The sequence below is a fragment of the Pseudarthrobacter sp. alpha12b genome (assembly GCF_054130495.1).
This window is the reverse complement of record NZ_CP196746.1, coordinates 4,153,246-4,166,315: the sequence shown is the minus strand read 5'-3', so window position 1 is coordinate 4,166,315 and position 13,070 is coordinate 4,153,246. Positions and strand designations below refer to the sequence as shown.

Annotated in this window: 12 protein-coding genes and 1 pseudogene; 3 read left to right on the top strand and 10 right to left on the bottom strand. The window is 65.7% G+C overall.

Translation table 11 applies throughout. The annotated features are described in order from the left end of the window. Positions 1-49: 49 nt before the first annotated feature. On the top strand, positions 50-835 hold the full coding sequence (locus ACTAQI_RS19290; protein WP_457948018.1) for a MerR family transcriptional regulator: 786 nt from the start codon (positions 50-52) through the stop codon (positions 833-835). Positions 836-1,022: 187 nt separating this feature from the next. Here the strand turns inward: ACTAQI_RS19290 and ACTAQI_RS19285 are convergent. The 5 genes and pseudogenes from ACTAQI_RS19285 to ACTAQI_RS19265 form a co-directional block, all read right to left on the bottom strand. Further along, a pseudogene (locus ACTAQI_RS19285) lies at positions 1,023-2,581 on the bottom strand (IS1182 family transposase). Between the two features lie 100 nt (positions 2,582-2,681). After that, positions 2,682-3,335, bottom strand: coding sequence for a DedA family protein (locus ACTAQI_RS19280; protein ID WP_457948017.1), 654 nt, complete (start codon positions 3,333-3,335; stop codon positions 2,682-2,684). Between the two features lie 118 nt (positions 3,336-3,453). Next, the gene (locus ACTAQI_RS19275) at positions 3,454-4,230 is read right to left on the bottom strand and encodes an enoyl-CoA hydratase (protein ID WP_457948016.1); all 777 of its coding nucleotides are present in this window, start codon (positions 4,228-4,230) and stop codon (positions 3,454-3,456) included. Next, positions 4,227-5,252 carry a 3-hydroxyisobutyrate dehydrogenase gene (mmsB, locus tag ACTAQI_RS19270; RefSeq protein ID WP_457948015.1) on the bottom strand — a complete coding sequence of 342 codons (1,026 nt, stop codon included), beginning with the start codon at positions 5,250-5,252 and terminating at the stop codon, positions 4,227-4,229. The genes ACTAQI_RS19275 and mmsB overlap by 4 nt, the downstream gene beginning before the upstream one ends. Next, positions 5,245-6,369 (bottom strand): enoyl-CoA hydratase/isomerase family protein, encoded by a 1,125-nt coding sequence (locus tag ACTAQI_RS19265; protein WP_457948014.1) that lies wholly within the window; start codon positions 6,367-6,369, stop codon positions 5,245-5,247. Before ACTAQI_RS19265 ends, mmsB begins: the two co-directional genes overlap by 8 nt. A 160-nt stretch (positions 6,370-6,529) precedes the next feature. On the opposite strand from ACTAQI_RS19265, the gene ACTAQI_RS19260 reads away from it, so the two are divergent. Further along, positions 6,530-7,336, top strand: a complete 807-nt coding sequence (locus ACTAQI_RS19260; protein WP_457948013.1) for an exodeoxyribonuclease III — start codon at positions 6,530-6,532, stop codon at positions 7,334-7,336. Positions 7,337-7,370: 34 nt separating this feature from the next. Beyond that, positions 7,371-8,261, top strand: coding sequence for a hypothetical protein (locus ACTAQI_RS19255; RefSeq protein ID WP_457948012.1), 891 nt, complete (start codon positions 7,371-7,373; stop codon positions 8,259-8,261). An 18-nt stretch (positions 8,262-8,279) separates the two neighbouring features. Here the strand turns inward: ACTAQI_RS19255 and ACTAQI_RS19250 are convergent, their stop codons facing one another. The 5 genes from ACTAQI_RS19250 to ACTAQI_RS19230 all read right to left on the bottom strand — a co-directional run bounded on the left by ACTAQI_RS19250 (position 8,280) and on the right by ACTAQI_RS19230 (position 12,946). Continuing rightward, positions 8,280-9,332: a LacI family DNA-binding transcriptional regulator gene (locus ACTAQI_RS19250; RefSeq protein WP_457948011.1), complete on the bottom strand. Its 1,053-nt coding sequence runs from the start codon at positions 9,330-9,332 to the stop codon at positions 8,280-8,282. 138 nt (positions 9,333-9,470) lie between these two features. Beyond that, entirely contained in the window at positions 9,471-9,719 is a 249-nt protein-coding gene (locus tag ACTAQI_RS19245; RefSeq protein WP_457948010.1) for a hypothetical protein, read from the bottom strand. After that, positions 9,716-10,615 carry a carbohydrate ABC transporter permease gene (locus tag ACTAQI_RS19240; protein WP_457948009.1) on the bottom strand — a complete coding sequence of 300 codons (900 nt, stop codon included), beginning with the start codon at positions 10,613-10,615 and terminating at the stop codon, positions 9,716-9,718. Before ACTAQI_RS19240 ends, ACTAQI_RS19245 begins: the two co-directional genes overlap by 4 nt. Further along, positions 10,612-11,649 (bottom strand): carbohydrate ABC transporter permease, encoded by a 1,038-nt coding sequence (locus tag ACTAQI_RS19235; RefSeq protein WP_457948008.1) that lies wholly within the window; start codon positions 11,647-11,649, stop codon positions 10,612-10,614. The genes ACTAQI_RS19240 and ACTAQI_RS19235 overlap by 4 nt, the downstream gene beginning before the upstream one ends. Positions 11,650-11,656: 7 nt before the next feature. Next, the gene (locus ACTAQI_RS19230) at positions 11,657-12,946 is read right to left on the bottom strand and encodes an ABC transporter substrate-binding protein (RefSeq protein ID WP_457948007.1); all 1,290 of its coding nucleotides are present in this window, start codon (positions 12,944-12,946) and stop codon (positions 11,657-11,659) included. Between the last annotated feature and the right edge of the window lie 124 nt (positions 12,947-13,070).

Below are 13,070 nucleotides of genomic sequence, written 5' to 3'. Positions count from 1 at the left end.
GCACCCTTCACGTTGACCTTGACGCAACGTCAAACCCTAGGCTCGGAACATGGAAGATTTCCTCAAGACCTGCAGCCGGGACTGGTCCATCCAGGACGTCGCCAGGATCGCCGGCACCACCAGCCGCACGCTCCGGCACTACGACGGCATCGGCCTGCTGAAGCCCAGCCGGGTGGGCCAGAACGGTTACCGCTATTACGACGGCGCCGCCCTCCTCCAGCTGCAGCGCATCCTTTTGCTGCGGGAACTGGGCCTGGGACTGCCGGCCATCGCGGAGGTCTTCCACCGGCACGTGGATCCCGTCGCGGCGCTCAACCGACATCTCGAATGGCTCGGCCAGGAGCAGCGACGACTGGCCCTGCAGGCCGAGTCCGTGCGCCAAACAATCGAAACAGTGAAGGCAGGAGGCCAGCTGATGGCAGAGAACATGTTCGAGGGCTTCGACCACACCCAGTACAGGGACGAGGTTGTGGACCGCTGGGGCAAGGACGCCTACGCAAAGTCAGACGCGTGGTGGCGCGGCATGGATGCGGGCGAAAAGCGGGAATGGAAGTCCAGGATGGGAAACCTTGGCAAGGACTGGATGGCTGCGGCCCGCTCCGGAGTTGCTGCAGACGGGCCGGAAGCCAAGGAGCTGGCAGGCCGGCACGTGGCGTGGCTGAAGTCCATCCCCGGAACACCGGCAGCCGAAGGCGGCGGGGATATCCGGGACTACGTCACAGGCCTGGCAGACATGTACGTGGAAGACCCACGCTTTGCCGCCAATTACGGCGGGGTGGAGGGGGCGCGCTTCGTCCGGGCCGCGCTGCACCGTTTCGCGGAGACGTACCTCTAGGAGACTGCTGAACTAAGTGCTTTGTAGGGCTGGTCCGTGGCGTTCGCTGTCGGGCCAGCCCTTCCTTTTGTGGGTTGGGGTTTCTGGGGTTGAAGTGTTTTGGGGTGGTTCCGGGCTTTTGGTGCCTGTGGCCGGATAGTGGGTGTTGTTTTGGCTGGCTGTGAAAGGCCTGGTCCTGGTTTCCGGTTCAAGCGATGGCCCAGGACCCCTGTTCGCTGGTGAGTCCGAGCTTCAGGAGGCGGCGGAGGTTCAGTCCGGCGATCCGTAGCTGGAGCCAGGCGTTGTTCCGGTTGATGCCGCGATGGGGAACGCGTCGGTTGCCGCGGGTGAGCCAGGCGATGGACCGCTCGACCATGGGCCGGTGGGTGCGGTAGTCGTCCTGGAAGGCCGGGTTCTTGGCGCGTTGCCGGTGTTGCCGTTGCAGCGCGTCATGTTCGTGGAGAACGATTTTGCGTCCTCGCGGTGAGGCGGTGCATCGGTGCCGGAGGGGGCAGCCTGTGCAGGCGGCGCCGAACGTGACCCGTCGTTTGGTGGTGATCTTGCGGGTGAGACCGTGCGGGCAGGTCATGGTGCCCGCTGCTTCATCGACGGTGAAATCATCAAGGGTGAACCCGCCCTCAATCGCAGGGCGCAGTGGCCATGGTTTGATCACCGGGGTGTGGCCGGTGCCGGCCAGAGCGGCGAGCATGTCCCCCGTGCCGTAGGCCGAGTCGGCCAGGACGTCCACGCTGGTGCCGGCGATCGTGGAATCCATGCCGATCAGCCGGGCCCCGACGGCCCCGTCGCTGTTTTCCGGGCCGGAGGCCTTGGTCAGTTCCGCGGCGGTGATCAGCCCGGTGTCGGGTTCGATCACGATGTGGGCCTTGTATCCGTCCTGCTGCCTGGACTGGGTCTTGTGCGCGTGCCGGGCGTCCGGGTCAACGGTGGAGATCATCCGGTCCGGGGCGACCTTCCGGGCGATCCGCCACCGCCCGTCGGTCCCGTCCGAATCCTCGGCCGGTTCCACGTCCTGCCCGGCGACCAGGGCCAGCAGCGCATACGCATCAGCAGCCTTACCGTCCAGCGTTTCGGGATCGACCGCGGCCAGCAACGCCAGGGCGTCCGTGACCAGCGCGGAGATCAGCCCGTCCTTGGCGTCCTGGTCATCCCAGGCGATGTCCGGCTTACCCGTGCGGATGTAGTCATACCCCGTCGCGCGGGCGGTCACGAGTTCTTGTCCGCCCGGGATGTCCCGGCCGAAACGGCGGACCGCGGCGATCAGCTGCGTGATCGTGTCCTGCCTGGCGACCGCGTCGTCCAGGACCGTTGAATCCACCGCCCGCCGGCGCTTACCCGTCAAAGCCCCGGTTTCCGCGACGACTTTGCGATGGCTTCCATGATCCGGTGCGGATCCGACGAGGCGGCCAGCCGCCTTCGCCAGTACGTCAGCGTGCTCGGATGGAACGCGGTATCGGTCAGCCCGTACCCGCACGCTGCCTTCCACCTCAGATCGAAGGTCAGCGCCTCGGCGGTTTCCCTGTCCGATAACCCCTGCAATGCCTGCAGCACCAGGACCGAGCCGATGACCGGCGCCGGAACCGAAGGACGTCCCCGCCGCGACGGGAAGAGGTCCTCCATCATCGAATCCGGGAACAGGCGCCCCCGATGTTTGGCCAGAAAAGCGAAAACACTGCCCGGAGCCAACAACTCACCGGCCAGCGCCTCCACATCCAAATACCCGCGTTGCGCGTCCTCGCGTCCCTGCATAAGACCAGTCTTAACCACCAGACCCACCAGTCCAGTCGACGCGCCCCACATCCGCCGATTAGTTCAGCAGTCTCCTAGGGCATAAGACTGCGGGCTGGTCTCAGCGCTTGGCCTTGGCTCGTTTGGTCCGCCGGATAACCAACAGCACCACGGCAACAGCCAGCGCACCGTACACAGCGTAGTTCAGGAACCGGGAGTACTCCTCGATGAGCCGGTACTGGGTGCCCAGGAGGTAACCCAGGCCGATGAGGGCGCCATTCCACAGCCCGCTCCCGGCAAGCGTGAAGAGGCTGAAGGTGGCCAGAGGCATGGCCGCTGCCCCGGCCGGAAGCGAAATGAGGCTGCGGACGCCGGGCAAGAGGCGGCCAAAGAAGATGGATGACCTGCCGTGACGGCGGAACCAGCCTGCCGCGTGTTCGAAGTCTTCGCGGTCAACCAAGGGCAGTTTGGACAACCACCGGATGGACCGTTCCAGCCCCAGTTTTGCACCCAGCGAATAGAGCAGCAGTGCCCCCAGGTATGCGCCCAGGGTACTGGTGGCGAAGACGAGGAAGAGGTTCAGGGAGCCCTGTTTGGCGAGGTAGCCCGCCAAGGGCAGGATCACCTCGCTGGGGATGGGAGGCACCACCGTTTCGGCAAGCGTGAAGCCGCCTACGCCCCACTCGCCGAGGGTGTCGATGGCCCTCGCCGCAAAGCCCACTATTCCCGTAAGTCCCTCAGTGGGGGCGGCTGCACCGGCCATGAATGTCCACATACGCCTGTCCCGTTCCGCTGCATGCCATGGCCGCGTGCCGGCCCGTGCTGTCTACCTTACGGGGGCGGCCGGATGCACGCCGTGCAGGCTGCACCGGGCAGGGCCGCGTATGCCCGGGCTACCGGTGCTTGAATTCCGGCTGGCGCTTCTCGGTGAACGCCGCCATGCCTTCCTTCTGGTCCTCGGTGGCGAACAGGGAGTGGAACAGCCGCCGTTCGAACACCACCCCCTGGGCCAGCCCGGTTTCGAAAGCAGCGTTCACGGCTTCCTTCGCCGCCATCGCCGCAGGCTTTGACTTGGCCGCGATCAACGCCGCCACCTTGAGTGCCTCGGACACAACATCGGCTGCCGGAACCACCCGGGACACCAGCCCGCACCTGTCCGCTTCCTCCGCGTCGATGAACCTGCCGGTGAGGATCATGTCCATGGCCTTGGCCTTGCCCACAGCCCGGGTGAGGCGCTGCGAGCCGCCCATGCCCGGGAGCACGGCAAGGTTGATTTCCGGTTGCCCGAACTTGGCATTGTCCCCTGCGATGATCAGGTCGCACATCATGGCCAGTTCGCAGCCGCCACCCAGGGCAAAACCGGATACCGCGGCAATGGTGGGGATCCGCAGGCGGGTGAGGTCCTCCCAGCCCCGGAACCAGTCCGCCGCGTACATGTCCATGTAGCCTTGGTCAGCCATCTCCTTGATGTCGGCTCCCGCCGCGAACGCCTTGCCGGAGCCTGTGATCACCACCGCGCCTACGCCGGGATCGGAGTCCATGGCGGTCACGGCGGCCACCAGCTCTTCCATGGTGGCCCTGTTGAGCGCGTTCAGCGCAGAGGGCCTGTTGAGGGTCACCACCCCTACCCTGCCCTGCTGCTCCACCAGGATGTTGGCGTACTCGGTCATTCGGGACTCCCGTCGTCGTGTGCTGTTGTGGTCCGGCGCCGGCCCGGCAACTCCGTGCCGGCGGCCTCCCCTGCGGGCCTGTCCCCGTCCCCGGCGTGATGCTCCGATGCGCCGCGGATATCCGTGATGATGGCCGAGAAGTCGCGGCCCGCCCCGCCCTCCGCGGCAAACCTATCGTAGATCCGGGCGGCGAGCGCCCCCATCTGTCCCGCCACCCCGGTGCTGTGGAGCGCGTTGAGGGCCAGGTTGAGGTCCTTGGCCATGAGGGCGGAGGAAAAACCCGGTTGGTAGTCCCTGTTGGCGGGGCTGCTGGGAACCGGACCGGGCACCGGGCAGTTGGTGGTCAGCGCCCAGCACTGCCCTGAGGCGGCGGACGCGACGTCGAACAGGGCCTGGTCCGTCAGGCCCAGCTTTTCGCCAAGGACGAAAGCCTCGCTGACCGCAATCATGGAGACGCCAAGGATAAGGTTGTTGCAGATTTTGGCGGCCTGCCCGGCTCCGTGGCCGCCACAGTGCACCACGCGCTTGCCCATGACCTCGAGGAGCGGCCGCACGGCCTGGAAGTCCGCCACGTCACCGCCTGCCATGAAGGTCAAGGTGCCGGCCTCGGCCCCCACAACGCCGCCGGAAACGGGGGCGTCAACGGAGCGGTGGCCTGCTTCGATGGCCAGTCGGGCGGCTTCCCGGGCCTCGTCGACGTTGATGGTGGAGCAGTCCAGGAACACGGTCCCGGGCGGCGCCGCAGCCAGCAGCCCGGGTTCCCCAGGCCGTAGATCTTCAGCACCCCGGTAGGCGTCCAGGACGTGCCGGCCGCTGGGGAACATGGTCAGAACGACGTCGGCGCCGGTCACGGCATCCACCGCGCTGGCCGCCGCCGGCACGCCCTGTGCCCGGGCCGCTTCCAGGGCTTCGGGCACCACGTCGAACCCGGCCACCTCATAACCGGCACGCACCAGGTTCAGGGCCATGGGACCGCCCATATGTCCGAGGCCCAGGAAGGCCACCCTGCCCTTTTCAGGCATGGTCCGCCTCCGTCATTTCCAGGTCCTGCCGTGGCTGCAGGTCCAGTTCCCCGCCGTCCAGCGGCTGAAAGAACCTGTCCACCTGCCCTGGCAGCACCTCGGCCAGGGTGGCCGGTTTCCACTGCGGGTTCCTGTCCTTGTCCACCACCTGGGCGCGGATTCCTTCGCGGAAATCAGGTCCGGCCAGGAAGCGGAGTCCTGCCCGGTACTCCTGGGCCAGCGTTTCATCAAGGGTCAGGCTGGCGGCACGGCGCAGGGCCGCCAGGGTGACCTTGACCGAGGTGGGCGATTTGGCTTCGATCGTGCCGGCGGCCTCACGGGAATCTTCCTGCCCGGGACCGGTCCAGGCCCGGAGCCGGGTGACGATTTCCCCGGCGTCGGCCATGGCGTAGCAGGCATCAATCCAGTCCCGTTGCCCGGCCAGGACCGACTCCGGTGGCTGCCCGGCATGACGGGCGACGGCGTCTTCCGGGCTTTCGTCCTCCAGCGCGGCCACGAGGCCGGGCAATGAGTGCGACGGGACGTAATAGTCGGCAAGGCCCAGGAACAGGGCATCCCCCGCTCCCAAGTGTGCTCCTGTCAGGGCCGCATGGGTTCCCGTTTCGCCTGGTGCATGCGAAAGCAGGAAGGTCCCGCCGACGTCCGGCGCAAAGCCAATGGTGGTCTCCGGCATGCCCATCCGGGTCCGCTCGGTGACCACGCGGACACTCCCGTGCGCCGAGATGCCCACCCCGCCGCCAAGGACCAGGCCGTCCATAAGGGCAACATACGGCTTGGGGTACCGCGCGATGAGCGAGTTCACGCGGTACTCGGTCTGCCAGAAATCGGCGGTCCGGCTGCCGCCATGCAGCATGTCCCGGTAGATGGCCACGATGTCTCCGCCCGCGCACAGGCCCCGCTCCCCGGCGCCCTGCACCAGGACGGTGGCTACGGCGTCGTCCCCTGCCCACGCGGTGAGCTGGCGCAGGAGCAGGTCCACCATGCCCGCGGTGAGCGCGTTGACCGCCCGGGGCCGGTTGAGGGTGATGACGCCTAGCCTGCCGCGGCGCTCAAAAAGTACTTCCGCGGCTCCGCCCCCTGCCGTGCTGTCCGTTGTGTTGCCCGTAGCTGCGGTCATCGCCTGGTGCTCCTTCGCATGGTGGCCGGACGTGTGATCCAGGTCATTCTGGTGCGAATATACCCGCCGCCTGAGGCCCGGGACCAACCGTGCCCACCGGCGGGCAGGGAGCCCTGGAGGGCTTTACCTGCCGCGCGGCTGCCAAGGTAAGTTAGGAACCGTGAAGATAGCTACCTGGAATGTGAATTCGCTCCGTGCCCGCGCCGACCGCGTTGAAGCCTGGCTCCAGCGCAGCGACTGCGACGTCCTGGCCATCCAGGAGACCAAGTGCAAGGACGAGAACTTTCCGTGGGAACTCTTTGAACGGATGGGCTACGAGGTGGCCCACTTCGGGGTAAACCAGTGGAACGGCGTGGCCATCGCCTCCCGGGTAGGACTTGAGGACGTGGAACGGACGTTCCTGGACCAGCCCTCGTTCGGCAAGGCCGGCAAGGATCCCGTCCAGGAAGCCCGGGCCATGGCTGCCACCTGCGGCGGCGTCCGCGTCTGGAGCCTTTACGTCCCCAACGGCCGCTCCCTGGACGACGAACACATGCCCTACAAGCTCAAGTGGCTGGAAAGCCTCAAAACGCACGCCCAGGCCCTGGTCACGGACAACCCGCAGGCGCAGGTGGCATTGATGGGCGACTGGAACATCGCGCCTTTCGACGACGACGTTTGGGACATCGACCTGTTCATCGCCAACCGGTCCACGCACGTCAGCCCGCCGGAGCGGGAGGCGTTCCACGCGTTCGAGGCGGCCGGCTACACCGATGTGGTGCGCCCCTACACCCCCGGCCCCGGCGTTTACACCTACTGGGACTACACCCAGCTGCGCTTCCCCAAGAAGGAAGGCATGCGGATCGACTTCGTCCTGGCCTCCCCCGCCCTGGCCGCGCGCGTCACCGGCGCCGCGATCGACCGCGAGGAACGCAAGGGCAAGGGCGCCTCGGACCACGCTCCCGTGCTGGTGGAACTGGCGGACTGATGACTGCACCCTGGACCCATTCAAGGAGACCGTAATGACGGGCAACCTCTACCGGGGCCAGGCCGGCCTGCCTTTTTCCTCCACCCTGCGCGTCTACGAACCCCTGGAGGCCTTTCCGGAGGAACAACGCCCGGCCATCCAGGCGGCAGGCGCACGGGCTGTCTCGCGTGCCGCCGTCGAAAACGCTGAACTGCTGGCCTCGCTGGGACGGATCACCCGCTCCGGCGGTGACCCGTTCCCCACCGGACGCACCGACCTGGTGCGCGTCACCGCGGTGCCGGTGCCGGAAGGCGGAACGGCCGACGACGGTGCTGGCGCCGGCGCCGAGCCGGTCCTCCTGTACTGCCCCAGCCAGCTTGTCCTGCGCGCCGGGCTGGCCGCCAACGCCCTGATGGAGGGAATCCATGGCCCGCTGGCAGAGCTGCTGATCCCGGAGGAGCAACGGGACCGGCACCAGGAACGGATCGACCTGGTGAAAGCGCGGGACGGATCCATCCGCGTCCACACCCGTGCATCCACCTGGGGCATCCCGTTCAGCTGGTTCTCGCTGTTCATGGAGTCCGACCGCAAGGACGTGGTGGAAGCCGCCGGCCGGATCCTCACCGTGCGCGTTTGGACGCCCATCACCGAGGCCCTGGAGCGGGCCAGGTACGCCGTGGCCAATCTGGCACTCGCCGCCCCGGACCTGGACATGCTCGATGATCTGGCGCAGCTGACGGAGTGGCTTGAGCTGTTCCACGTGGACTCCATGGTGGAACTGGACTACGGCGCGGTGGCGGACAAGGTGTACCCGGACGAATCGCCTATGGACATCAGGCTGGGCATCGAGTGCCTGGCGGAAGGTGACATGACCGGTGCCGCCGCGGCCTACCGCCGGCTTGCCTCGCGCTGGATTCCCATCCGTCAGCTGGCCCGCGCGTCCTGAGCCCGTCCTGGGGCGGTTTCAGCTCTTGGGTGGGGCGGTGGTGCGCCGGATGATCAGTTCGTGGGGCGCAACGGCGGAGCGGACCGATCCGGCCTCGCCGTCCAGTTCATCCAGCAGCATCTTGGTGGCCATTTCGGCCTGCTCGTCAGGGCGCTGCCCCACCGTGGTGAGCCCCATGGCATCGGCAAAGTCGTGGTTGTCGATGCCCACCACGGACAGTTCGCCGGGAACGCTGACGCCCACGCGGTTGGCTTCGAAGATGACGCCCATGGCCATTTCATCCGAGGCGCAAAAGATGGCTGTGGGCTTCTGCCCGGGCCTGGACCACAGGCGGCGGAAGGCCTCCTGGCCGCTGCGGACCGTAAAGTCCCCCCATTCGTCCCATTCCGGCCGGGTGGGCAGGCCGGCGGCGGCCATGACATCCTTGAACGCCAGGATGCGTACCCGGGGGACGTCGAAGTTCAGGTCGGTTTCATCATCGCCATGCAGCAGGGCGATGTCCCGGTGGCCCAGGTCAATCAGGTGCCGGACCGCGGTTGAGGCGGCGGCGTAATCGTCGATGCCGATGTACGGGCATTCCTCCACGTGGCCCCCCACCACAACCAGCGGGATGTCGATCTTCTGCAGGTGTTCGATCTCTTCGTGGCTGAGCGCCATACACAGGACCAGCAAGGCGTCGATCTGCTTGTAGACCATGGTCTTGCTGAAGAGCCGTTCACGGTTGCTGCCGTGGCCGCCGAGGTTGAAGAGGGAGAGGTTGTAGTGCCGGGCGTGCAGCTCGCGGTCGGCACCCTCGATGGCCTTGGAGAAGAACCAGCGGCTCACGAACGGGGCCAGGACGCCGATGGTCTTGGTCCGGCCCGTGGCCAGGCCGGAGGCGGAGGAGGAAGCGACGTAGCCCAGGTTCCCGGCCACCTCCAGGATCTTTTCCCGGGTGGCCGGCGAAACCCGTGGCAGTCCCCGCACGGCGCGGGAGACGGTGGCTGTTGAAACTCCGGCGGCGGCCGCCACGTCCTCGATGCTGACGCCGTTATGGCCGCCCCGCTGGGACCTTTCCGTTGTCCGTGCCACCGCGTCCCCTCTTTGACTCCTTTTCGGCGTAGGGCCGAATAGCCCTGCGTTTACCCCCGGCCATGTATTTTCCCACTCCGCGGACAGGCAGCGATAACCCGCGCAAAGATGACAGCGGCGCCGCCGCCCTCCGCGCGCCTACCTGCGGGCCGGCAGCTTTCGGCGCAGGCGAACCATTCCATACAGCGCCAGCAGTGTTGCCAGCAGGCCCAGCGCCCAGCCAAGGGCCGGTTGGGCCGTGACTTCCATCCACACGGTGACTACCAGGAGGACCAGGGCCCAAAATGCGAGGAAGCCGATGATGATGTCGAAGTCCTCGCCCGACCGGACCAGCCGGCTGCGGTTTCCCGCCCCCGGTGTCCGGGGGCGGGAACCGTTGTGTGTCACTTGACTGCACCAGCCGTGAGGCCTGCGACAATCTTGCGCTGGAACACCAGCACCAGGATCACCAGCGGGATGGTGACGATGGTGCCCGCGGCCATGATGGCCGTGTACGGGATCTGGTTGGGCTGGGCACCGGCGAAGTTGGCGATGGCCACCGTCACCGGCTGGGTTGCGTCGCTGGACAGCTGGCTGGCGATCAGGAACTCATTCCACGAGGAAATGAAGGCCAGGATGGCCGTGGTGAAGATCGCCGGTGCAGCCAGGGGCATGATGACCTTGCGGAAGGCCTGTCCCTGGGTGCAGCCGTCCACGCGGGCTGATTCCTCGAGCTCCCACGGCATCTCCCGGAAGAACGACGTCATGGTGTAGACCGTCAGCGGGAGCACGAAGGAGATGTTCGGGATGATCAGCGCCTGGTAGCTGCCCATCCAGCCGATGTTGGTGAACAGCTGGAAGAGCGGGGTGATCAGTGCAACGCCGGGGAACATGGAAGCTCCCAGGATGAAGCCGAGCACCAGGAACTTGCCTTTGAAGGTCAGCCGGGCAAGGGCGTAGGCGGCGAACACGCCGATCAGCAGCGAGACGGCGGTGACCACGCCGCCGATGAACACACTGTTGAGCAGGGCCTGGCCGAACCTGTTGCCGAACGACGTGTCGAACGCTGTCTTGAAGTTGTCCAGGGTTACGTGGGTGGGAAGGATGGACGTGTCGTAGGTGAACCCGACCTCGCGGAACGCGGTGACCACCATCCAGTACGCCGGCGCCAGGCACCAGATCAGTACGATGACTGCACTGATGTAGGTCCTGCCCTGGGCCCACTTTTCCCGGTTCTGGGCAGCTTTGCGGCCCTTGTCCTGGCGTGCCCGGAGGGCTGTGGCGTCTGCTGTTGCCGTTGTCATTTCTTCCCCTTCCCTGAGGCGCCGCTCTGTTCAACCACATTTGCCCCAAGGAAGCGGACAAAGATGAAGGCGACGAGGAAGATGATGATGAACGTGATGGTGGACAGTGCGGCCGCCGAGTTGAAGCCTTGCCTGATCTGGTTGATCACCAGGATGGACAAGGTGGTGGTGTTGTTCGCACCGCCGGTCAGGATGTACGGCAGGTCGAACATGCGCAGTGCGTCCAGGGTGCGGAAGAGGATGGCCACCATGAGCGCCGGCTTGACAAGCGGCAGGGTGATCAGGCGGAACCGCTGCCAGGCAGTGGTGCCGTCCACCTTTGCGGCTTCGTAGACTTCCGCCGGAATCATTTGCAGGCCGGCGAGGATCAGCAAAGCCATGAACGGTGTGGTCTTCCAAACGTCCGCAATGATCACTGCCCACTTGGCCGGCCACTCACTGCCTGTCCACAGGATGGTGGTGTTGAACAGCTTGTTGGCGATGCCCTCGAAGGCGAAGATGAAGAACCACAGCTTGGCCGTTACGGCAGTGGGGATGGCCCAGGGCACCAGCACGGCGGCGCGGACCAGGCTGCGGCCCCGGAACGTGCGCGCCATGATCATGGCCATCCAGAAGCCCAGGACTGTCTCCAGCGTTACAGTCACGATCGTGAAGAAAAACGTGGTGGCGGTGGCGGTCCAGAACTGGCCACCCAGCGTGCCCGGCGGGCAGGCGACGGTTCCGCCGTCCGGCGACGAACACTGCTGCGCCAGCCAGTCGACGTAGTTTTGGATTCCAGCCGAGCCGCCTGCAGTGAAGAGGCCGGTGGCGGGATCCAGGCCGGCATCCTTCTGGAACGACATGACGATGGCGCTGATGATCGGGTAAACGATCACCACGCCCAGGGCGATGATGGTGGGGGCGAGGAGCCAGGATGCCCAGCGTCCCTGGCTGGCTATCCTATTGTCCTCCCCCACGCCCTTGGGCGCGTGATGGACGGGGGTACCGCCCGACGCCGGTGACTTGACCGGCGTCGGGCCTAGTTCGGTTGCCATGGCAGAACTACGATCCCGCACCGGCGGATTCGATGGACTTCTGCATGTCAGAAAGTGCGGTTTCCACGGTCTTTTCTCCCTTGATGGCGGAGTAGGCGTTCTCCTGGATTGCCTTGGTGACAGCCGGGTAGAAAGGCGTTACCGGACGCGGCACGGCGTTTTCGATGGACGTCTTCAGGACCGGCAGGTAGGGCAGCTTGGCAACCAGTTCCTGGTCCGTGTACAGCGAACCAAGCACCGGGGCCAGGGAACCCTGGGTCGCGTAGAACTTCTCGGTCTCCGGAGAAGTCAGGAATTTCACGAAATCCAGCGCGGTGGCTTTGTGCTTGGAGTAGACGCTGACGGCCGTGTTGTGGCCGCCCAGCGACGATGCACCGGGGCCGCTCTTACCGGGCAGCGCGGCCATGCCGAACTTGTCCTTGACGGCGGAGGAACCTTCCGTGCTCATCAGGTTGTAAATGTAGGGCCAGTTCCGCAGGAACAGGAGCTTGCCGCTCTGGAACGCCTGGCGGCTGTCCTCTTCCTTGTAGGTGATGGCTTCCTTCGGAATGTTGCCATCGGCGTAGGCCTTGGCAAGGTTCTCCAGGCCTGCCTTGGCTTCCGCGGTGTTCAGGCTGGGCTTACCGTCCTTGTTGAGGACGGAACCTCCGGCCGAGTTGATGGCTTCGGAGGCGTTAACGGTAAGGCCTTCGTACTTACTGAACTGCCCTGCGTAGCAGCCGATGTTGTTCGCCTTGGCGATGGAGCACATGCCCATCATCTCGTCCCAGGTCTTGGGCGGGCTGGGGACCAGGTCCTTGCGGTACCACAGGATGCCGCCGTCCGAGGTCCGCGGGGCAGCATAAAGGGTGCCTTTGTAGGTGGCGCTGTTCACCGTGGCCGGCAGCATGGCGCTGGTGTCGATCGCCATCTTGTCCTTCAGCGGCTGCAGCCAGCCCTTGGCGGCGAACTCCGCGGTCCAGACAACGTCCACGTCAGCCACATCGTAGTCAGACTGCTTGGCCTGGAAGTGCTGGACAAGGTCGTCGTGCTGCTGGTCTGCCTGGTCGGTCTGTTCTTTGAACGTGACCTGCTCATCCTTGTGAGTGGCATTCCACTTTTCGATGAGGGGCCGGATGACATTGTTGTTGTCCTTGCCCTGCACGAAAGTGATGGGGCCGCGGGCATCGAGGTTGGCGTCAGCGTCGCTGCCTCCCCCGCCGGTGGTGCCCCCTCCACCTCCGCCGCCGCAGGCGGACAACGTAAGGGCCAGAATGCCGGCAGTGGCAGCCGGAAGCAGGAATCTCGGGGTTTTCATTAGCTTGAAGCTCCTCGCTGAGTGACAAGTAAGTCGGCAGTGCGCTTGCTAGGTGAGGTTGATGTGGTGACCATCACACTAGTAAGGTTGCTGTCTGCAATGCAAGCGTTTACATCAAAAAGTT